21 protein-coding genes, 1 tRNA gene and 1 pseudogene are annotated in these 19,094 nt (G+C 69.6%); 7 read left to right on the top strand and 16 right to left on the bottom strand.

Annotated features, from left to right (window positions below):
- Positions 1-43: 43 nt before the first annotated feature.
- The gene (locus ABZW60_RS29700) at positions 44-940 is read right to left on the bottom strand and encodes a hypothetical protein (protein WP_355482355.1); all 897 of its coding nucleotides are present in this window, start codon (positions 938-940) and stop codon (positions 44-46) included.
- A gap of 305 nt (positions 941-1,245) precedes the next feature.
- On the opposite strand from ABZW60_RS29700, the gene ABZW60_RS29695 reads away from it, so the two are divergent.
- Positions 1,246-1,647: an SHOCT domain-containing protein gene (locus tag ABZW60_RS29695; protein ID WP_355482353.1), complete on the top strand. Its 402-nt coding sequence runs from the start codon at positions 1,246-1,248 to the stop codon at positions 1,645-1,647.
- 54 nt (positions 1,648-1,701) lie between these two features.
- On the opposite strand, the gene ABZW60_RS29690 is transcribed toward ABZW60_RS29695, so the two are convergent.
- Positions 1,702-1,787, bottom strand: a tRNA-Tyr gene (locus ABZW60_RS29690).
- Between the two features lie 82 nt (positions 1,788-1,869).
- On the opposite strand from ABZW60_RS29690, the gene ABZW60_RS29685 reads away from it, so the two are divergent.
- Together ABZW60_RS29685 and ABZW60_RS29680 are read left to right on the top strand one after the other, a co-directional pair.
- The gene (locus ABZW60_RS29685; RefSeq protein WP_355482351.1) at positions 1,870-2,361 is read left to right on the top strand and encodes a YajQ family cyclic di-GMP-binding protein; all 492 of its coding nucleotides are present in this window, start codon (positions 1,870-1,872) and stop codon (positions 2,359-2,361) included.
- A 56-nt stretch (positions 2,362-2,417) separates the two neighbouring features.
- On the top strand, positions 2,418-3,347 hold the full coding sequence (locus ABZW60_RS29680; RefSeq protein ID WP_355482349.1) for a phosphotransferase: 930 nt from the start codon (positions 2,418-2,420) through the stop codon (positions 3,345-3,347).
- Here ABZW60_RS29680 and ABZW60_RS29675 read toward each other — a convergent pair.
- Complete coding sequence (locus tag ABZW60_RS29675; protein WP_355482346.1) at positions 3,316-4,560, bottom strand: vanadium-dependent haloperoxidase; 1,245 nt, start codon at positions 4,558-4,560, stop codon at positions 3,316-3,318. The genes ABZW60_RS29680 and ABZW60_RS29675 overlap by 32 nt on opposite strands.
- Before the next feature lie 142 nt (positions 4,561-4,702).
- Between ABZW60_RS29675 and ABZW60_RS29670 the strand changes: the two genes are divergently transcribed.
- Positions 4,703-5,443, top strand: coding sequence for a LuxR C-terminal-related transcriptional regulator (locus tag ABZW60_RS29670; RefSeq protein WP_355482344.1), 741 nt, complete (start codon positions 4,703-4,705; stop codon positions 5,441-5,443).
- On the opposite strand, the gene ABZW60_RS29665 is transcribed toward ABZW60_RS29670, so the two are convergent.
- Together ABZW60_RS29665 and ABZW60_RS29660 are read right to left on the bottom strand one after the other, a co-directional pair.
- Positions 5,440-6,174: a hypothetical protein gene (locus ABZW60_RS29665; RefSeq protein ID WP_355482342.1), complete on the bottom strand. Its 735-nt coding sequence runs from the start codon at positions 6,172-6,174 to the stop codon at positions 5,440-5,442. The genes ABZW60_RS29670 and ABZW60_RS29665 overlap by 4 nt on opposite strands.
- A gap of 41 nt (positions 6,175-6,215) precedes the next feature.
- Positions 6,216-6,980, bottom strand: a complete 765-nt coding sequence (locus tag ABZW60_RS29660; RefSeq protein WP_355482340.1) for a helix-turn-helix domain-containing protein — start codon at positions 6,978-6,980, stop codon at positions 6,216-6,218.
- A 102-nt stretch (positions 6,981-7,082) separates the two neighbouring features.
- Between ABZW60_RS29660 and ABZW60_RS29655 the strand changes: the two genes are divergently transcribed.
- The gene (locus ABZW60_RS29655) at positions 7,083-7,949 is read left to right on the top strand and encodes a phytanoyl-CoA dioxygenase family protein (protein WP_355482338.1); all 867 of its coding nucleotides are present in this window, start codon (positions 7,083-7,085) and stop codon (positions 7,947-7,949) included.
- A complete protein-coding gene (locus ABZW60_RS29650) occupies positions 7,946-8,242 on the top strand; it encodes a hypothetical protein (RefSeq protein ID WP_355482336.1) in 297 nt (98 codons plus the stop codon). The genes ABZW60_RS29655 and ABZW60_RS29650 overlap by 4 nt, the downstream gene beginning before the upstream one ends.
- Positions 8,243-8,255: 13 nt before the next feature.
- Here ABZW60_RS29650 and ABZW60_RS29645 read toward each other — a convergent pair whose 3' ends face one another.
- A complete protein-coding gene (locus tag ABZW60_RS29645; RefSeq protein WP_355482334.1) occupies positions 8,256-9,269 on the bottom strand; it encodes a lactonase family protein in 1,014 nt (337 codons plus the stop codon).
- An 18-nt stretch (positions 9,270-9,287) separates the two neighbouring features.
- Positions 9,288-9,821 (bottom strand): GNAT family N-acetyltransferase, encoded by a 534-nt coding sequence (locus tag ABZW60_RS29640; RefSeq protein WP_355482332.1) that lies wholly within the window; start codon positions 9,819-9,821, stop codon positions 9,288-9,290.
- 19 nt (positions 9,822-9,840) lie between these two features.
- Between ABZW60_RS29640 and ABZW60_RS29635 the strand changes: the two genes are divergently transcribed.
- Complete coding sequence (locus ABZW60_RS29635; RefSeq protein WP_355482330.1) at positions 9,841-10,692, top strand: arylamine N-acetyltransferase; 852 nt, start codon at positions 9,841-9,843, stop codon at positions 10,690-10,692.
- Here the strand turns inward: ABZW60_RS29635 and ABZW60_RS29630 are convergent.
- From ABZW60_RS29630 to ABZW60_RS29590, 9 genes and pseudogenes are all read right to left on the bottom strand, one after another.
- The gene (locus tag ABZW60_RS29630; protein ID WP_355482328.1) at positions 10,670-12,121 is read right to left on the bottom strand and encodes an NADH-quinone oxidoreductase subunit N; all 1,452 of its coding nucleotides are present in this window, start codon (positions 12,119-12,121) and stop codon (positions 10,670-10,672) included. The two genes, ABZW60_RS29635 and ABZW60_RS29630, sit on opposite strands and share 23 nt — an antisense overlap.
- Positions 12,118-13,647: an NADH-quinone oxidoreductase subunit M gene (locus tag ABZW60_RS29625; RefSeq protein ID WP_355482326.1), complete on the bottom strand. Its 1,530-nt coding sequence runs from the start codon at positions 13,645-13,647 to the stop codon at positions 12,118-12,120. The genes ABZW60_RS29630 and ABZW60_RS29625 overlap by 4 nt, the downstream gene beginning before the upstream one ends.
- Positions 13,644-15,407: an NADH-quinone oxidoreductase subunit L gene (locus ABZW60_RS29620; RefSeq protein ID WP_355482324.1), complete on the bottom strand. Its 1,764-nt coding sequence runs from the start codon at positions 15,405-15,407 to the stop codon at positions 13,644-13,646. Before ABZW60_RS29620 ends, ABZW60_RS29625 begins: the two co-directional genes overlap by 4 nt.
- The gene (gene nuoK, locus ABZW60_RS29615; RefSeq protein WP_355482322.1) at positions 15,404-15,712 is read right to left on the bottom strand and encodes an NADH-quinone oxidoreductase subunit NuoK; all 309 of its coding nucleotides are present in this window, start codon (positions 15,710-15,712) and stop codon (positions 15,404-15,406) included. The genes ABZW60_RS29620 and nuoK overlap by 4 nt, the downstream gene beginning before the upstream one ends.
- 2 nt (positions 15,713-15,714) lie before the next feature.
- Positions 15,715-16,209: an NADH-quinone oxidoreductase subunit J gene (locus ABZW60_RS29610; protein ID WP_355482320.1), complete on the bottom strand. Its 495-nt coding sequence runs from the start codon at positions 16,207-16,209 to the stop codon at positions 15,715-15,717.
- A 122-nt stretch (positions 16,210-16,331) separates the two neighbouring features.
- Positions 16,332-16,553 (bottom strand): annotated as a pseudogene (locus ABZW60_RS29605) (4Fe-4S binding protein); the annotation flags it as partial.
- A gap of 191 nt (positions 16,554-16,744) precedes the next feature.
- Complete coding sequence (locus tag ABZW60_RS29600) at positions 16,745-17,497, bottom strand: methylenetetrahydrofolate reductase (RefSeq protein ID WP_355482318.1); 753 nt, start codon at positions 17,495-17,497, stop codon at positions 16,745-16,747.
- Between the two features lie 38 nt (positions 17,498-17,535).
- The gene (locus ABZW60_RS29595; RefSeq protein ID WP_355482316.1) at positions 17,536-18,732 is read right to left on the bottom strand and encodes an RNA polymerase sigma factor; all 1,197 of its coding nucleotides are present in this window, start codon (positions 18,730-18,732) and stop codon (positions 17,536-17,538) included.
- Positions 18,729-19,073, bottom strand: a complete 345-nt coding sequence (locus tag ABZW60_RS29590; protein WP_355482314.1) for a YciI family protein — start codon at positions 19,071-19,073, stop codon at positions 18,729-18,731. The genes ABZW60_RS29595 and ABZW60_RS29590 overlap by 4 nt, the downstream gene beginning before the upstream one ends.
- Between the last annotated feature and the right edge of the window lie 21 nt (positions 19,074-19,094).

The following is a 19,094-nucleotide window of genomic DNA, read 5'->3' as shown; positions in this document are numbered from 1 at the left end:
CCCGAGCTGACCCTATTCCCCGCGGTCGGAGACAGCGCAGCTGCTACTCGCCCAGGAGGATCGCCTGAAATCCGACCTGGGACGTGTGGTTCAGTCCGTTGAAGACCGCCGGCACCCTGCCGTAGGACGTCATCGCGGTGGCTGTGCCGTTGAACTTGCTGAAGCCGTACTGGTAGCCGGTCTGGGTGTCGTGGTCGACGGCGATGATCACCGAGGCCCCGTTGACGCCGCACTTGTTGACGGCCAGTGATTCGAACGACGCCCAGCCGGACTTCCGGATCAGCTTGACCACCGGCTTCGCGCCGGCGGTGGTGGGGATGTGGATGGTGTAGAGCGCACCGGCCGTCGTCGTCATCAGCAGCGTGTCGTACGTCCGCTCCTCGCTGATCATGGTCATCGCCTTGAAGCCGCGGAAGCCCGCGAACGAGCCGGCCGACCGGTAGCCGCTGCCGCTCGGGGCGTAGCGGTACAGGTTGCCGTTGCTGTTGAGGCCGTACAGGTACGCGGGCCGGGATCCCTTGAGGGGATAGTTCGAGGTGGCGATGGACTTGAAGGTCCCCCAGCCCGTACCGACCCTGACCGCGGTCGACTGCGCCGGGCTTCGCCCGGACAGGACGGTCGTCTGGCGGTACAAGTTCGAGCCCAGCAGGAACAGGCCGAAGGCGTAGTACTGGGTGCCCGCGGCATTCCACGCCGTGTACCACCGGTCCATGTAGCGGCTGGCGAAGAACTTCGAGTAGACGTACGGCGGTGAGAGCGGAGTCGGCGGCTTGTGGGCGGTGACGTCGACGACGTCGACAACGTTCGCCTTGGTCGGCCAGACCACCGTGTTGGAGCAGAGCTGAGCCGCGCCGGCCGGCATCGCAGAAGCAGCAACAGTGCTACTGGCAGCCACCAGTCCGAACACGGCCAGAGCAAGCGCACAGCGCCGAAACTTCATCGATCAGTCCTCCCCAGACGACACCTGACCCGACGCCAGACACTACACATCAACCCGCGAGTAACAGGCCAACCCGCCCCAACCACCGAGCCAAGCGAAGCGCGGGCGGTGCCGGCGGCAACGCCGTGGAAGACCTGACCCCCGAGTTGTCCCGCGCCCCGGGTGAGGAGTTCACCCCCAGCGGGTGAGGAACTGACGCTCCGGACCTGCTGCAATGCGAACCGTAACGCCTGTCGGATGCGCAGGTGAGGCCCGACCTGGGTGAGCCGGGCGGCGCGAGTGCTCATCGCTGGGAGGAAATGGCCGTGGATGCGATAACGAACGACTTCGGGGAAGTTCTCCTGTGGAGCTTCTGGTTCTTCATCTGGATCGCCGCGTTGATGGTGTGGTTCCGGTGCCTGTGGGACCTGTTCGGCGACCGCTCGCTCAGCGGTTGGGCCAAGGCCGGCTGGGCGATCCTGCTGATCCTCGTGCCGTGGCTGGGGGCACTGATCTACCTCATTGCTCGGGGCCGGAGCATGAACGAGCGGCAGCGGACGGCGGCTGCACGGATGCAGGCCGAGCAGGACAAGTACATCCAGGAGGTTGCCGGCACGTCCAAGTCCAAGAGCCCGACCGACGAGATTGCCAGCGCCAAGGAACTGCTCGACTCCGGCACGATCACACAAGAGGAGTACGAGTCCCTCAAGGCCAAGGCCCTCGCCTGACAACAACGAACCAGCCCCTGACCGCGTCTCCGCAGGTCAGGGGCTGGTTGGTGCTGGTGGCGGGTGCAGGGTTCGAACCTGCGTAGGCATACGCCGACAGATTTACAGTCTGCTCCCTTTGGCCGCTCGGGCAACCCGCCAGGGTGCTGCCGGTTCGTGAACCGGCGTGGGAGACGATACAACAGGTAGTGGCCCTGACAGCAAATCGGAAAGGAAGTGCCCATGGCTTCGGAGTCCTCCTTCGACATCGTGAACAAGGTGGACCGTCAGGAGGTGGACAACGCCGTGAACCAGGCGGCGAAGGAGATCAGCCAGCGGTTCGACTTCAAGAACGTCGACGCCGGGATCAAGTGGTCCGGCGAGGCGATCGACATGCAGGCGAACACCGAGGAGCGGGTCAGTGCCGTCCTGGACGTGTTCAAGGACAAGCTGGTGAAGCGGCAGATCTCGCTCAAGGGGCTGGAGGCCGACGAGCCGAAGCTGTCCGGGAAGATCTACAAGATCAACGCGACGATCGACGCCGGGATCACGCAGGAGAACGCGAAGAAGATCTCGAAGCTGATCCGCGACGAGGGCCCGAAGGGCGTCAAGGCGCAGATCCAGGGCGACGAGCTCCGGGTGTCGAGCAAGAGCCGCGACGACCTCCAGGCGGTCCAGTCGCTGATCAAGTCCCAGGACTACGACTTCGCCGTCCAGTTCGTGAACTACCGCTGACGCATCTGCCCGGTAATCGGCTCGCTACCGAGCTGTTTGCCGGGCATGCTGGCGTCGTGGGCCAGACGTTGATGCGGAAGTGGTTGCTGGCGGACTTCGGGCTCGACGTGGTGGAGCTCACACCGGTGGCGGAGGGCGCCGACATCGCCGCGCAGGTGTGGAAGGCGGGGACGGCGACCAACACGTACGCCGTGAAGTGGAGCGGCGCGGGGACCAATACGGGGCATCAGGTCGCGGCGTACCTGGCCGACTCGGGCCTGCCCGGCGTGCCGGAGCTGATCCGCACCACCGAGGGCGGCCTGTGGAGCGTGCACGCGAAGAAGCGGCTGACGATCACGCCGTGGATCGACGGGCCGCGGGCGGCGCGGACCGGGCTGACGGACGAGCAGTGGTCGGAGTACGGCGCGTTGCTCCGCCGCGTGCACGACGCCGAGCCGCCGCTGAGGCTACGGGACGCCCTGCCGAAGCACAGCCACATCGACGCCCGGACGCCCGCGCTCGCGGCAGAGGTCCGGACGCGGCTGGAGGCGCCCGAGGGTGAGGTCGAGGAGGAGCTGGCCGCGGTGTGGAAGCAGTACGACCACATCATCGAGGACCTGCTCACCAACCGGCCGCCCGCGCCGACCGGTCCGCGGGTCGTCTGCCACGGCGACCCGCATCTCGGCAACGTCCTGATCCGGGACGGGCTGCATCTGATCGACTGGGACGATGTCATCTACGCGCCGCGCGAGCAGGACCTGATGTTCATGCTCGGCGGCATGGACGACGTCGGCCCCACCACGACGGAGCAGATGGACGCCTTCCTGGCCGGCTACGGGCCCCACACCGTCGACCAGGAAGCCGTCCACTACTACCGCCACGTCAGGGCCTTCGAAGACGTCGTCGGCTGGTCCCACCAGGCCATCACCGGCCCCGACAACGCCGACGCGCTCCAGGTGACGAAAGGCATCCTCGCTACCGGCCTGGCTGCCCTGGCCGTTCAGTAGAGATCCAGGCGGCCACCTGCCGGCCCAGTGCTTCGCCGTCGAGCATCGAGTGACGGAAATGCAGGCCGGAAACGATCCGTGCTTCGCGGACATCGCTGCGTACGGCGGCCAGGTCGCCGTACGACCGGGTGGTGTTGGTGACCAGGCTCGTCATCGTCAGCGGCACCCTGCCCGTGTGGAAGAAGGCCTGCAACGCACCGGTCGCGCCCGCGGTGAAGCACGCGTGGCCGGACGGGTACTCCGGGTGGTTGACGTTCAGCAGCGACTGCCAGGTCGGATCTGCCTGAGTACGGCGGTTTCCGTCGGTGTCGGCGCGCTGTACGGCGTGGACCGGGCGCCACGAGAGGTAGTGGAACTTGGCGTCCCAGCACGCGATGACCGAGTCACCGGCCGAGACATGGACCAGCGCCAGCATCTGCGCCGCATCACCCAGCGAGTGGTGCCGATCGGCCGCCAGCTGCAGCAGCGCCCGGCTCCACTGCTGAGCCGTCTGCTCGGACCAGAACATCGCTGTTTCCGTCTGGGCCGCGGTCCGCGTCGTGCTGTCCTTGCGGCCCAACGAGGCCACCTCGGCGACATCGCGCGCGTAGCGCTTGCCGGCCAGCGGATAAGGCCCGTCCGGGCGGAACTGCGCACGAGAGCGCAGCGCCAGCGGCCTGACCTGGGTGAGCACGATGTCGACAGGCGGTGTCGCGGCCGTCGGCTCCCACACGCCTGGACCGGGCGGAGCCTGCACGTACGGCACGGTGTTGCTCAATCCGTCGCCGGCACGCCACGCGAGTACGGCGGACGCCACAGCCCGGCCCAGCTTGATCCCCCGCGTCTTCCCGCCCCCGTCCGGCACACCGGCCAGGTAGTCGGCGTACGTCGTTTCCAGCCCGGGAGACGGTACGCGGGCCCGCAGGACGTCGTACGTCGCGGTGGCGACCGCCGCCGCGGCAGACGCTTTCCGCTCCGGCCGTACGGCGACCTGGAACGGCCGGCCGTACCCGAGCCCCGCCACGGTGTCGGCGATCGCCACATGCACGATGCCGAGCAGTACCTCGGAGCTGGCCGGTGGACGCCCCGCGACGATCGCCTGCGTGGCGTACCGGCTCCAGTCGAGCACCGGCGCCGCGTCGACCCGCCCGGCGCTCGCGGGTGCGGCGACGGATCCTGCCAGTGCCAGCGTCCCGGTGATGAGTAAGGCGGCCGGGCGAGACAGCAACTTCATGACGTTCCCCTCCGAACAGCGGAACGGCACGGTGCCGTCCCACCCTGCCACCTCACCGCGCGGGATCACGCAGAGCCATACGACGTTCGGCGTATTGCATCCGGCCCGACCGGTCTAGCCTGAGGAGGGGGTGGGGATGGTCATGGGCGTCACCGAACGCGATCTGCGGCAGCTGCTCGACGTCGTCGAGTGTGGGCGGCAGGCGGACCCCGAGGAGCTGTTCCCGCGCGAGTTGCTGGCCGCACTCGCCGAGCTGGTCCCGGCGGAGGACGCCACGTTCCAGCTGAGCCGGCCGCTGGACCGCGTGGTCGTCGGCGTGGAGGAGCACAGCGTCGAGGAGGACCTGGTGCCGCCGGGCTGGGAGGACCTGTTCTGGCGGTCGTACTGGGAGGGTGAGACATGCTGCCGGCCGCAGCTCACCGGCGACTACAAGTCGGTCTGGAAGGTCTCCGACTACCTGTCCCGCCGGCAACTGGCGGACTCGGTCGTCGGCGAGTGGTTCCGGGTCGCCGGTATCCGCCACGAGATCGCCGTACCGCTGCCGGTCCGCGGCGGGGAGGACCGCCGGATCCTGCTGTTCCGCACCGCGGGCCGCGATTTCACCGAACGCGAGCGTCTGCTGCTGACCATGCTCCGCCCGCACTTCATCGAGGTACTGCGCGCGCACGAGCGTCGCCGCGCCGGCGTCCCCGAACTGACCACGCGCCAGCTGCAACTACTGCAACTGGTCGCCGACGGGCACAGCAACACCCAGATCGCCCATCGCCTCTTCGTCGCCGAGGGCACCGTGCGCAAGCACCTGGAGAACATCTACGAGCGGCTCGGCGTCACCAGTCGCACGGCCGCGGTCGCAACCGCCTTCCCGCGTACGCACTCCGCTTAGGCGTGCCGGAGCCAGATGTTCGGCTCGACGTAGACGCCCGTGTCGGCGTCGCGGTCGATCTCGAGCGTGGTGAGACCGTCGGGGATCGTGTAGGTGCCGGTCGACGGGAACTGCATGCCGGTCCACTGCTCCCAGTCGGCGACCGAGCCGGTCATCGTCTGGGAGGCGGGAGCGGGTGCCAGCAGGGTGGCGCCCAGGCGGACGTGGGTGCGCAGCCAGGGATCCAGCGGGAGGCCGTCCTCGCGGATCCAGGTCATGAAGGTCTCGATGGGGGTCAGCGGGTAGCGCGACTTCAGCGTCGGCCGGACCGGCGCGATCACCTGCCCGATGCCGGACGCGACGGCGCGGTCGCGGACGGCCGTGATCACCCGGCCGGCGTGGCCCTGCCCCTGCTCGTCGGAACGGACGGCCGCCGCCATCAGCACGAACGTGTTGGGTACGACGTTTTCCTCGTACGCCGTGACCGACCGCGCGAGCGAGTCCGTGAACCCGCCGGGCAGATCCCCGACGGTGCCGTCCCAGGCGAGCAGCACGCCCCAGCACCCTGCGATCAGTCGCCGGGTCTCGTCGACGAGGTAGAACTCCCAGTCGCGGAAATACTCGAGCCGCCGCTCGCGGAACGGTTTCACGCCCTCGTCGTGAAAGATGAACTCCGGCCACTCCTCGGCGAACCGCTGCCCCGCTTCCTCGTCCAGCTCGGGCGCCGCGGCCACCGGGATCAGTTCGTACATGGCCCGAACGCTAACCGCCCACCCGGGCCACAACCACCGCTTCAGGCTCCCCCGGCACCGCGGACCGCGCGTGGTGAGGTGCCGAGTTCGCGGTGGCAGGTCTTGTTGAAGGCTTGCAGGTCGGGGATACCCACCGACGCGGCGATCGCGGGGATCGAGAGGGTGGACGAGACCAGCAGGTGGCGGGCTCTGGTCATGCGCCGGCGGCGGATGTAGGCGATCACCGTGGAGCCGGTCTCGGCCTGGAACAGGCGGGTCAGGTGGTTGTGGGAGACGCCGGCCAGGCGGGCCAGGTCGGGGACGGTGAGCGGCTGGGCGAGGTAGGCCTCGATATGCGCGATCGCGGTGGCGACGGCCGGGTGCCGGGTCTCGGCGGTGGCGGGTGTGAGGTCGGCGATCCGCCACAACACACTCCAGACGTCCGCGGTGGTGCGGGACGAGCCGGACGGGGACGATTCGATCGCGGACCGGAGCAGCCCGGACAGCAGCGGCGCGGCCTCGCCGGCGTCCTGGACGACGGGCACCGACGACGGAACGCCCGCGACGACCGGCCGGAAATGCGCGTACAGATGCTCGGAACGACCGCGGTAGTCGAACTGCACCTGGGTCCCCGCCGGGGTCAGCGAGACGTAGCCGGGCGCGACGGAAAACGTCGTACCGAGCAGGGTCAGCTCGGCGGAGTAGTTGTACAGGTGCAGCTGCCACAGGTCCGGCAGCCGGAAGACGTCCCGCCGCCCGCGCACGCCGTGGACACCGGCGCCGACGTTCAGAACCTCCGGCGGTTGCGCGAGATGCAACGCGATCATGGTGAGAAATTACCACCAGTGGTGAACACAACCCACGCGAGAACACGTTTTCCGCACCTAGCCTGGTGGAGTAGCAACCACCACTCCACCCTGGGAGTTTCCATGCCCCATCCGCATCGCAAGCACCTGCTCACCTCGGTACAGATGGCGCATTTCGTGGCCACCGGCGCGCTCCGGATGGACGCCGTCGTGCCGGACGAGATGAACCAGCAGGCGATCGAGGTCCTGAAGGCCGGCATCCCGGGTGTCCCGTACGGCACCCCGCTGTCGGAGGCGTTCGTGGACAGCGACTTCGTCCAGCGCCTGGTGCAGCTGCCCGAGGTGGCCGGCGCGATCCACAGCCTGGTCGGCCCGGAGCCGACCGTCGACCACCACGCGGTCCACATCCGTAAGGCCCACGAGGGCGAGGCGCAGAACCTGCACGGTGACGCGATCATCGACGTCCGCACCGACGCCTTCGACGTCCAGCTCATGTACTACCCGCAGGACGTGACGCTGGAGATGGGCGGCACGCTCAGCGTCCCCGGCAGCCACCTGCGCCGGACCAACGAGTCCGACACCGGCCGCTACCAGAACCTGCTCGGCCAGACCCGCCTGGTCTGCCCGGCCGGCACCGTCCAGTTCCTGCACCACGGCATCTGGCACGGCGGCCGCAAGAACGACAGCGACATCGACCGCTACATGTTCAAGATCCGGTTCAACCCGACCGTCCGCCAGGTCCGGCTCTGGAACGTCGAGGACCTGTACGACGACCAGGTCGCGGCCGAGCTGGAGCAGAACTTCCCCTGGTACGAGAACGCCACCGGCCGGCTGGAGCGGTACAACCGCATCATGCTGTGGCGCGCGATCAGCGGCGACGACACCTACGACCCGAACTACTGGGTCACCCGCGTCTCGAACCGCCCGCAGCGCGTGGTGGCCGACCGCGCCAACAACCCGCACGCCACCGGAAAGAAGGAAATGGTATGACCGCCACCGCAGAGACGCCGCAGCAGACGGGCCTTCGCCAGCAGGTGCTGGTCCTGTACCTGGCCTCCTCGGCGCTGGACGCGCGCGTGGTCGGCTGGTCGGTGTACGACGGCACGGGCGAGACGCACCCGACGACGGGTGACAGCGACGTACCGCCGTACGAGACCGGGCTGGACGCGCTCAAGGACGGCTGGCGCCTGTTCCAGGCGGCCCAGCTGAACCCGCCGTACCCGGGGCACGAGTACGACGTGTCCTTCCTCAAGCACGAGTTCTTCTTCGAGAAGCTCGTCTAGGTCCAGACAGGGCCTACACCGGCAGCACGCACACCGGCTTCGGCCAAGCGGCCGGCTCGCCCACCTGGGTGAGCCGGCCGTCGGCGATGCTGAAGGTCGCGATCTGGTCGGACCGCTCGTTCGCGGCGTACAGCGTGTTCCCGTCGTTTCCGAAGGCCAGGTGCCGCGGCCAGTCGCCGCCGGACGCGATCGTCTGCACCAGCTCCACGCTCAGCCCGTCGGCCGCGATCGCGAAGACCGCGACGGTGTTGTCGCCGCGGTTCGACCCGTACAGGAACCGGCCGTCGGCGGAGATCAGCAGCTCGGCCGGGAAGTTCTCACCGGGCGAGTCGGCCGGCCGGGTGGACACGGTCTGCACGATCGTCAGCTTCCCGTCGGCGTAGCTGCAAACGGTCAGCGTCGAGTCGAGCTCGTTGATCACGTACGCCGCGCCCGCCGCCGGGTGGAACACCAGGTGCCGCGGTCCCGCGCCCGGGTGGATCCGCAGCCGGTCGACCTCCTGCAGCGCACCGTCCTCGCGGAGCGTCGACGAGTAGACCGTGTCGGATCCGAGGTCGACGTCGAACACGTACGCACCGGCCCGGTCGAACGCGATCTGGTGCGCGTGCGGGCCTTCCTGGCGCTCGGCGTTCGGCCCGGTCCCGGAACGCTGCACGAAGTAGGCCCGCTCGCCGAGCGAGCCGTCCTCCTGCAGCGGGTGCACGGCGACGGATCCCGACGTGTAGTTGGCCGAGAGCAGGAAGCGGCCGGACGGGTCGATGTCCAGGTGGCACGGGTGCATGCCACCGGTCGACTGCTGATTGAGCAGCTCGAGCGCTCCGTCCGCGCCGATCGCGAACGCGGAGACCTTGCCGTCCGTCTCCTCGTTGGTGGCGTAGAGGAACCGCCCGTCCGCGGACCTGACCAGGAACGACGGGTCGGCGACCGTCGCCGCCGTCTCGATCCCGTCCAGCGGCCCGAACGCGATCCCGTCCCCGCCGCCGGCCTGACTCGTGTAGCTCCCGACATAGATCCGCTCAGAGGTCATGGCTCATACCCTGCCAGGTCATGAGCCGACGGGCACACCTCTGTCCATCCCGTAGAGCGCGGAGCCCCAGCCGAGGTCAGGAACGAGCAGCCGCCAGCCCAGCCGCCGGTACAGCCGCGGCGCCGGACGGTCGTCGGCGTACGTCGTCAGCAGGGCTCGTGAGTTGTGCAGCCCAAGCATCAACTCCTGCATCAACGCGGCCCCGATCCCCCGGCGCTGGAACGCCGGGAGGACGGCGAGCTCGACGACCTCGAAGTGCCCGCCGATCCATTCCGCGGCGAGTTCCGGGCCGGCCGCGTCCGCGACCCGGTCCGCCCACCATTGCCCGCGGTGTCCGGTGAACCCGTACGCGAGCCCGACGACGCGGCCGTCCTGGTCCGCGGCGACCAGCTTGAAGTCGTCGCGGGCCGAGTGCTTCGGCAGCATCTCGGTCGCGAACATCGTGCCGTCCGCCGACTCGTCGTACCCGGGCGCGCCGAAGGCCGCCGCATACACCTCGCCGAGTTCGTCGGCGATCGCGAGCGCGGAATTCCGGTCGAGGACGGTGATCACCTCGCCTAGCCTAAGGCGCATGGACACCAGGGCTCTGCTGCGGCGGATCGGGATCGGCGGGTACGACGGCCCGCCGCGGCTGGAGGCGTTGCGGGAGTTGCACGCGGCGTTCGTGGACCAGGTGCCGTACGAGACCGTGCAGTACCAGCTCATGCCCGGCGGCCCGCTCGAGCCGGAGGACGTGGCGAGGCGGATCGTCGCGCGGGAGACCGGCGGGTACTGCTTCCAGCTGAACGGGACCTTCGCGCTGCTGCTGACCGAGCTCGGGTACACCGTGCGGATGCACCGCGGCGGCGTGCAGACCGTCAATCGGCCCGGGGACATCGACGGCAGCCACCTGGTGCTGACCGTCAGCGGACTCGTCGAGGACCCGGAGCGCTGGTGGCTCGTCGACGCCGGGCTCGGCGACGGTCTGCGCCACCCGATGCCGCTGGAGACCGGCGAGGCCGAGCAGTATCCGTTCACGCTGCGGCTGCGGCCGTCGGAGAAGACCGACGGCTGGCGGCTCGACCACGATCCGCGCGCGAGCCTGATCGGCATGGACTTCGAGTCGGCGCCCGTCACACTGCACGCCTTCGCGGCACAGCACGCGGAACTGTCCGCCGACCCGGCGTCCCCGTTCGTCCGGCTCGCCTCCGCGTTCCGCCGGACACCGGAATCCGTTGTCGTACTGCGTTCCGTCGGGCTGAGCGAAACGTTTTCCGACCGCGTCGACACCACCCTGCTCGAGACCCGCGCCGACTACTTCACCGCGCTGGCGGACGTTTTCCGCCTGCCGCTCCCGCACTACTCCGACGCCGACCGCGATGCATTGTGGCGCCGCGTCTGGTCCCAGTACGAGGACTTCGTCAGGTCGCAAGCGCGAACATGATGCTGGGCAGCACGGAGAGGACGGCCGCCACCGCGGTGCAGAGCGAGATCATCGTGACCGCAGGGGTCTCGATGTCCACCGAGAACGGGTCGTCGGCGGGCAGGCGGAAGAGTTCGGCGATCCAGCGCAGGTAGACGGCCAGGCCGATCATGACGTTGACCGCCATCACGATCGCGAGCCAGCCGAGGTGGCCGTCGATCACGGCCTGGAAGGCGGCGAACTTGGTGAACAGGCCCGCGAGACCGGGCGGGAGTCCGGCCAGGACGACCAGGAAGAAGATCAGCGCGGCGGCCAGGCCTGGCTCCGAGCGGACCATGCCGCGGTAGTCCGTGAGCAGACCGCCGGGCCGGTGGCGCTGCACGACGGCGACCGCTCCGAACGCGCCGAGCGTGACGACGACGTACGCGGCGAGATACCCGACGACGGCCTGCGCGTCGTCGACGGCCAACGGCGCGAGCAGGAAGCCGACCTGGCCGATCGACGACCAGGCGAGCAGCCGCACCGCCTCGACCTGACGCAGCGCGGCCAGGTTCCCGACCGTCATCGTGACCGCGGCGAGGATCGCGATCACGGTCCGCAGCTGCGAGCCGTCCGGCGCGATCCCGGACGTCACCAGCACCAGGAGTCCGGCGACACCGGCCGACTTCGACACCACCGCGAGGAACGTCGTGACCTCCACGGGCGCGCCGACATACGTGTCCGGGAGCCAGGCGTGGAACGGCACCGCCGCGATCTTGAACGCGAACCCGACGATCACGAACAGCCCGGCCGCGAACGCCACCCGGGCGAGGTCGGGATCCAGCCCGCTCAACCGGTTCGCGATGGTCGACAGGTACAGCGAACCGGTCACGCCGTACACGTAGGAGATGCCGAAGAGCATCACGGCCGTCGACAGCACCGACACGAGGAAGGCCTTCATCGCGCCCTCGGAGCCGCGCCGGTCCCGCCGCAGCCCGACCATCGCGAAGCTCGGCAGCGACACCACCTCGAGCGCGATCACGAGCGTCGCCAAGTCCCTGGCGCCGGCCAGCACCGTCGCGCCGGTGAGCGCGCTCAGCAGCAGGAAGTGGTACTCCCCGATCGGCACGTCCGCCGCCAGCAGACCGTACGCCGACAGTCCGACGACGCCGAGCCCGCCGATCAGCAGCACCGCCCACAGCCCGGCCGTCAACGGTTCGAAGACCAGGCTGCACTGCGCCGGCCCCTCGACCGCCGGGCGGCAGAACGCGGGCTTGAAGTCGTCCCGCTGCGCCCACGCGAACACGAGCCCGAACAGGATCACGGCGCTGGTCAGCAACGTCACGACGGTGTGCCGCAGCTCGGCCGAGGCGCTCTTCCAGAAGCTGTCGACCAGCAGTACGGCGACGGCGCCGATCGCCAGCACCAGCGGTACGGCGATCGCCTGCCAATCGGTCCAGGTCAGCGTCACAGGACACTCCACTGCTGCAGGAGGAGGCCGGGCCAGACGCCGAGCAGCACGGTCAGCGTGACCAGCGGCGCCCAGGTGATCAGCTCGATCCCGCTGAGGTCGACCGCGAAGGCGGCCGGCGGGTTCTCGGCCGGGTCGCCCTGGCACAGGTTGCGGACCAGCCGCAGGAAGTACGCGGCGGTCAGCACCGTGCCGAGTCCGGCGATCACCATGAACACCAGGAACGTTGTCCGCGGCAACCAGGCGGCGGGGTCGTAGGCGCCGAGCAGCACCAGCATCTCGCCCCAGAACCCGGCCAGCCCGGGCAGCCCGAGCGACGCGAGACAGGCGAACGTCAGCAGCGCGGCGATCCGCGGCAACCGGGCGTACAGCGCCCGTCCGATCGCGCGCAGGTCGCTGGTGTCGTGCCGGTCCTTGATCGCACCGGCGAGGAAGAACAGCAGCCCGGTGATCAGCCCGTGCGCGATGTTCGCGAACAGGGCGCCGCGCAGGCCGGCCGGGGACATGGTCGCGATCCCGAGCCCGATGAAGCCCATGTGCCCGACGCTCGAGTACGCGATCAGCCGCTTCACGTCGGTCTGCGCGAGACAGGCCAGCGATCCCGCGACGATCGCCACGGTCGAGAACGCCCCGAGGTACGGCGCGATCGTGGCCGTCGCGTCCGGCAGCACCGGGACCAGGATCCGGATCAGGCCGTACGTCCCGAGCTTCAGCAGGACACCGGCCAGCAGCACCGAGCCCACCGTCGGCGCCTTCGCGTGCGCGTCCGGCAGCCAGATGTGCAGCGGCCACAGCGGCACCTTCACCGCCAGCCCGACCGCGATCAGCACGGCGGCCACCAGCGGGATCCCGTGCCCGCCGGCGACCGGCGAGTTGGTCAGCGCGACGATGTCGAACGTCCCCGTCACCCGCTGCACCAGCAGGAAACCGAGCAGCATCAGCGCGGAACCGAACACGGTCATCAGCACGAACGTGGTCGCGGCGCGTTTCCGTCCGGCCGGGTCGTGGTGGTCGCCCCAGATGTCGATGACCAGCCACATCGGGATCAGCACGATCTCGAAGCAGACGAAGAACAGCACCAGGTCCATCGCCGAGAACGTCCCGATCACGCCGGTCTCGATGACCAGCAGCAGCGCGATCAGGGAGCGGGTCCGGCCGATCCGCGGCGTGATCTTCAGTGAGTACAGGCAGCACAGGAAGGTCAGCAGCGCGGTCAGCACGATCAGCGGCACCGAGATCGAGTCGACGCCGATGTGGAACCGGACGCCGAGCGACGGGATCCACGGTACGTCGATCACCGCGTCGAGCGGCCGGACGGCGTCGCCGGGCAACTGCTCCTGCGCGGGCGCGTAGGCGAACCAGCCGCCGGTCCGCGGCCAGAGGATCAGCGCGCCGACCAGTACGAGCCCGGAGATCACCGACCCGTACGCCGCCGCGAGCCGGTCCGCGATCGCGGCCGGGATCGACCACAACGCTCCCGCGGCCAGCACCGGCAGGACCAGGATCGCGAGCAGGATCGCGTTCACGAGCCGATCACCCCCGCCAGCACGGCCAGGGCGACCGCGCCGATCACCGCCGCGGTCAGGTAGGTCTGCACGTTCCCGGTCTGCAGCCGCCGGAACCCCTGCGACGCCAGCGTCCCGGCCCGGCCGGCCGCGCGTACGTACGCCCCGATGACGTCGCGGTCCCCCGCCACGGTCAGGCGGGCCAGCCGGCGGACGGGCACGACGACCAGGCCGTGGTACGCCGGGTCGACGCCGAACTCACGCTCGAACACCACCGGCCGCGGATCCGCCCCGCGCCGCCACAGCGAGTACGCCGGGAGCGCGCCGAGCAGGACGAGCGCGGTCGAGATCAGCCCGATGGCCCAGTTGAGGTGCAGGCCGTCGGCGTACCCGAGCACGATCGAGGCGATCGCGAGCAGGACGAGCGGCGCCAGCATCACCCACGGCGCGTCGCGGAGCTTGGAGGTGTCGGGCTCGTCGAGGTCGGCCGCCGCGTCGCCGTCCTCGAACGCACCGATGCCGCCGGCCAGCGCCGGAGTACGGAAGAAGGTCCACAGCCACAGCCGCACGCAGTAGAAGGCGGTCAGCGCCGCGGTCAGGCAGACGGAGACCAGCACGAGCCAGCCGACGACCGACCCGTCGTGGGCCTGCTCCCAGGCCGCTTCGATCACCGCGTCCTTGGAGAAGAATCCGGCGAACCCCGGGACGCCGGCCAGCGCCGCGAGACCGACGGTCATGGTCAGGAAGGTGACCTGCAGCGCTTTCCGCGACTTTCCGCGACGCGTGTACCGGCGCAGGACGACGAGGGCCGCGCTGCCGACCTGGTGCAGCAGCACGCCCGCGCAGAGGAACAGCAGGCCCTTGAACGCGGCGTGCGTGACGAGGTGGAAGAGCGCGGCGTGCCGGCCGTCCTCGGTGCCGAGCGACAGCGCGGAGAACATGATCGCGAGCTGGCTCACCGTCGACCAGGCGAGGACGCGCTTCACCTCGACCGCGGCGGACGCGCAGAGCGCGGCGAAGAGCATCGTCACGCACGCGACGATCGCGAGCACGGTGAGCGTGGTCCCGGACGCGGCGAAGACGTCGTACAGGCGGGCGATCAGGAAAACGCCGGCGGCGACCATCGTGGCGGCGTGGATCAGGGCGCTGACCGGGCTCGGGCCGGGCATCGCGTCCGGGAGCCAGGTCTGCAGCGGGACCTGCGCCGACTTGCCGACGACCCCGACCAGGAGCAGCAGCGTGCCGGTCGTCAGCACCCCGGCGGAAATCCGCGCCGGATCGAGTTCGGAAATCCGGAACGTGCCCGCCCCGACACCGAGCACGAAGATGCCGAACAGGAACCCGACGTCGGCGAACCGGGTCATCAGGAACGCCTTCACCGCCCCCGAGCGGGCGTCGCGGCGTTCCCAGTAGTGGCCGATCAGCAGGTACGAGCAGGCGCCCATCACTTCCCAGCCGATCAGCAGGAAGAACAGGCTGTCCGAGACCACGACCGTCACCATCGCCGCGGTGAACAAGGTGACCAGCGCGTGGTACGACGCCGGGCGCTGGTGCAGGTACCCGAGCGAGTAGACCTGGACGCAGGTCGCGATCACGCCGACCACCGCGAGCATCAGGACCGTCAGGTCGTCGGTGCGGACCGCGAAGCCGATGGTCAGCTCGCCGACCTGGGAGTCGAGGAACGCGAACTGATCAGGCGTGGCGCCGTACAGCAAGGCGGCGAACAGCAGGATCAGCAGCGAGAAGGCGACGCCGGTGACGCGCCAGGCCGTCGCGATCATGGTCGCTCCACCAGGTCACGGGCCGCGTCGGCGTCGACGTGGCCGTGGCCGCGGAACAGCAGCAGCACGATCGCCAGGCCGAGACCGATCTCCGCCGCGGCCAGGGTGATCACGAAGATCGCGAGCGTCTGGCCGGTGGCCTCGTCCACCCGCCAGGCGTCGAAGGCGACCAGGTTCAGGTTGACCGCGTTCAGCATCAGCTCGAACGACATCAGCATCGTGATCACGTTGCGGCGCGCGAGGACGCCGTACACGCCGATGCAGAACAGGACGACGGCCAGCAGCAGCGGGAGGATCAGCGGCACCGTCAGTCCTCCTTCTTGCGCTGCGACAGCGCGATCGCACCGATCAGCGCCGCCAGCAGCAGCACCGAGAGGACCTCGAACGGGAGCACCCAGTTCCGGAACACCTGCGTACCGATGCCGGTGGCCGAGCCGTCGGTCACCGGCTTGATCTTCTCGTTGCCGAAGGCAAGGACAACGCCGGTGCCGAGGACCAGCGCGAGCACGGCGGCGACGACGGCCGCGAACGGGCTGCGCCCGGTGGTGAGCTCCGGCAGCGGGTTGGTCGGCGCCTTGGTGAGCATCAGCGCGAACAGGACCAGGACGACGATCGCGCCGACGTAGACGAGGATCTGGACCAGCGCGACGAACTCGGCCCGCAGCGCGCCGAAGCAGCCGGCCACCGCGCCGAGCGCGAGCACCAGCCAGAGCGCGGCGTGCACGATCCGGCGGGAGACCACCACCAGCACGGCCGCCACCACCGCCACCGCGCCGGCGACGGAGAACAGGACTGTGGTCACGCGTCGTCCCCGGAGTCCGGACCGGGGTCGACGGGCTGCGGCGCCGGCACCGTCCACATCCAGTCGCGGAGGCGGTCCTTCTCGTGGGTCAGGTTGCGGATGTCGGTCTCGGCGTACTCGAACTCCGGCGACCAGAACAGCGCGTCGAACGGGCAGGCCTCGATACAGATCCCGCAGTACATGCAGAGGCTGAAGTCGATCGCGAACCGGTCCAGCACGTTCCGGCTGCGCTCCCGGGCCTGCTCACCGACCGACGGCGCGGTCTCGGTGTGCGAGTCGATGTAGATGCACCAGCTCGGGCACTCGCGGGCGCACAGCATGCAGGAGGTGCAGTTCTCCTCCATCAGCGCGATCACGCCGCGGCTGCGCGGCGGCAACTCCGGCAGGACGTCCGGGTACTGCTCGGTGACGGAACGACGGGCCAGGGTCCTCGCGGTGACCTTCAACCCCTCGACCAGGCCCTTACCAGGCAGTCCCACGCTCCACCTCCCGTCTCTTAGCAGGACATTAGCCGATCTGCGCCTCCGGATGACCTCTACAGCTCGCGTTCGAGGCGGGCGGCGACCTGCCGGTACCGGCTGACCGGTATCAGGTGAACGCCCTCGAAGGCCCCGGAGTCACGGATCTTCAGGATCTGCTCGCAGGCGTGGTCCACCCCGGCGTCCCGGTCCCGCTCCACCGCCTCGACCAGCTCCGCCGGGATCGTGAGCTGGGGCAGGGCCGCCAGGTTGCGGGCCATCCGGGCGGAGGCGAGCACCATCACCCCGGCGTACACCGGGATGTCGAGGGCGACCGACTCGCGCCAGCGCAGCAGCTCGTCGAGGTCGTAGCTGACCTGGACGAACAGGAAGTCGGCCTCGGCCTTCCACCCTGGCACCTTCGACAGGCGTGTGGCCGCTCCGACCTGGAACGGGCCGACACCGGGGTACGTCGTCCCCCGGGTCTGCTCGATCATCCGCCGGACCGTCAACTGACTGGTGCGCGCACCCTCCGCCGGGTCGTCACCGTGGACGAACAGAAAACGTTCTACGCCGTACGCCGCCGCGGTCAGCAGGTCGCGCCGGAAACCGAGCAGATTCCGGTCCCTCGAGTTGAGGCAGGCGATTCCGCGCGCGCCCATCAGCTGCACCTCGTTGGCCACCGCGACACTCGACACGGTCGCCCGCCCGATGTGGTTGTCCGGGATCAGGAACCCGTCCGCGATCGGGCTCATCACCCCGATCTGGTGCCGCACCTTCTTCAGGTCCGGCCGCGTCGGAGGCTCCACCTCACAGATCAACTCGAACACCCTCGGGACCCTACCGAAGGTGCACCGGGCCGGCGGGGCTATCTCATCCGGGTCCGGAGGAAGTTCTGCTCGGCTTCGTTGGAGGTGAGCGCCAGGGCGGACTCGTAGGCGGCCCGGGCCTCGGAGGTGCGGTCCAGCTGGGTGAGGAGGTCGGCGCGGATCGCGTGGAAGAGGTAGTAGGTGTCGAGGCTCAAGGCGTCGACAAGTGCGAGGGCGTCGGCGGGGCCGTCGACTTCGGCGACCGCGACGGCTCGGTTGAGGGCCACGACGGGCGTGGGATCCAGAGCGAGCAGGTGGTCGTAGAGCTGGAGGATCTGGGCCCAGTCGGTGGCCTCGGGTGTCGCGGCGTCGGCATGGACGGCGTTGATCGCGGCCTGGAGCTGGTACGGACCGGGCTGGTTGCGGCGCAGGCATCGCCGTACGAGCGCATGGCCTTCCTCGATCAGCGCGCGGTCCCACAAGCCGCGGTCCTGGTCGCGGAGGCGGACCAGCGTGCTGTCCGGCGCTACGCGAGCCGGGCGGCGGGAGTGCTGGAGCAGCATCAGCGCGAGCAGGCCGACGGCTTCGGGCTCGTCGGGCATCAGGTCGACCAGCAACCGCCCCAGCCGGATCGCCTCGACGGCGAGCTCGTCGCGGGCCAGGGTGTCGCCGGACGAAGCGGCGTACCCCTCGTTGAAGATCAGGTAGACGACGGCGAGGACGCCGCGGACGCGCCCGGGCAGATCCGCCTCGTACGGCACGCGGTACGGGATGCCGGCGGCGCGGATCTTCGCCTTCGCGCGGACCAGGCGTTGCGCCATGGTCGGCTCGGGCACCAGGAAAGCGTGGGCGATCTCGGCGGTGGTGAGGCCGCCGAGCATCCGCAGCGTGAGCGCGACACGGACGTTCAGGGCGAGCGCCGGGTGGCAGCAGGTGAAGATGAGCCGCAGCCGGTCGTCGTGCACAGCGCCCTCCTCCACTGGCTCGGACTCGGCCTGCAACGGCGCCGCCTCGGCGTGCTTGCCGGACCGCGCGGCCTCACGGCGAAGCCGGTCGATCGCGCGGTTGCGCGCGGTCGTGATGATCCACCCGGCCGGGCTCGGCGGTACGCCGGTCACCGGCCACTTCTCCACCGCCGTCGCGAACGCGTCCTGGACGGCGTCCTCGGCGATCTCCAGGTCACCGAACACGCGGGTGAGGACAGCCACCGCCCGCCCGTGCTCGGCCCTGAAGATCGCAGCGAGGTCCGGTGTCACGACTGGAACGGCCTGACCTCGACCGACAGGTTGCGGAGCACCCCGGCCAGTCGCCGGGCCCAGTGCAGCGCCGCGTCCAGATCCTCGACCTCGATGACCGTGAAACCACCGAGATGCTCCTTGCCCTCGGTGAACGGCCCGTCGGTGACCAGCACCTCGTCGCCGGTCGCCTTCAGCACCGTCGCCGTCTCCGGCGGATGCAGGCCGGCCGCGAACACCCACACACCGGCGGCCTGCATCTCCTCGTTCAGGTGCTGCAACTCCCGCAGGATCGGGTCGAGCACCTCAGGCGCCGGAGCCGGACCGTCGGGCTGGTAGATGCTCAGCAGGTACTGATTCATCGTCTCCTCCTTCTCGCCTCT

The organism is Kribbella sp. NPDC003557, from assembly GCF_040610805.1.
In the GTDB taxonomy this organism is placed as follows: domain Bacteria; phylum Actinomycetota; class Actinomycetes; order Propionibacteriales; family Kribbellaceae; genus Kribbella.
Note: the sequence above shows the minus strand (reverse complement) of the source record. Positions and strands in the feature narration are given on the sequence as shown.

Bases quoted from the DNA above. Each gene is read 5' to 3' on its own strand.
- ABZW60_RS29700 (WP_355482355.1), bottom strand. From the start codon at position 940: ATGAAGTTTCGGCGCTGTGCGCTTGCTCTGGCCGTGTTCGGACTGGTG.
- ABZW60_RS29685 (WP_355482351.1), top strand. From the start codon at position 1,870: ATGGCTTCGGAGTCCTCCTTCGACATCGTGAACAAGGTGGACCGTCAG.
- ABZW60_RS29675 (WP_355482346.1), bottom strand. From the start codon at position 4,560: ATGAAGTTGCTGTCTCGCCCGGCCGCCTTACTCATCACCGGGACGCTG.
- ABZW60_RS29670 (WP_355482344.1), top strand. From the start codon at position 4,703: ATGGGCGTCACCGAACGCGATCTGCGGCAGCTGCTCGACGTCGTCGAG.
- ABZW60_RS29665 (WP_355482342.1), bottom strand. From the start codon at position 6,174: ATGTACGAACTGATCCCGGTGGCCGCGGCGCCCGAGCTGGACGAGGAA.
- ABZW60_RS29660 (WP_355482340.1), bottom strand. From the start codon at position 6,980: ATGATCGCGTTGCATCTCGCGCAACCGCCGGAGGTTCTGAACGTCGGC.
- ABZW60_RS29655 (WP_355482338.1), top strand. From the start codon at position 7,083: ATGCCCCATCCGCATCGCAAGCACCTGCTCACCTCGGTACAGATGGCG.
- ABZW60_RS29650 (WP_355482336.1), top strand. From the start codon at position 7,946: ATGACCGCCACCGCAGAGACGCCGCAGCAGACGGGCCTTCGCCAGCAG.
- ABZW60_RS29645 (WP_355482334.1), bottom strand. From the start codon at position 9,269: ATGACCTCTGAGCGGATCTATGTCGGGAGCTACACGAGTCAGGCCGGC.
- ABZW60_RS29635 (WP_355482330.1), top strand. From the start codon at position 9,841: ATGGACACCAGGGCTCTGCTGCGGCGGATCGGGATCGGCGGGTACGAC.
- ABZW60_RS29620 (WP_355482324.1), bottom strand. From the start codon at position 15,407: ATGATCGCGACGGCCTGGCGCGTCACCGGCGTCGCCTTCTCGCTGCTG.
- ABZW60_RS29590 (WP_355482314.1), bottom strand. From the start codon at position 19,073: ATGAATCAGTACCTGCTGAGCATCTACCAGCCCGACGGTCCGGCTCCG.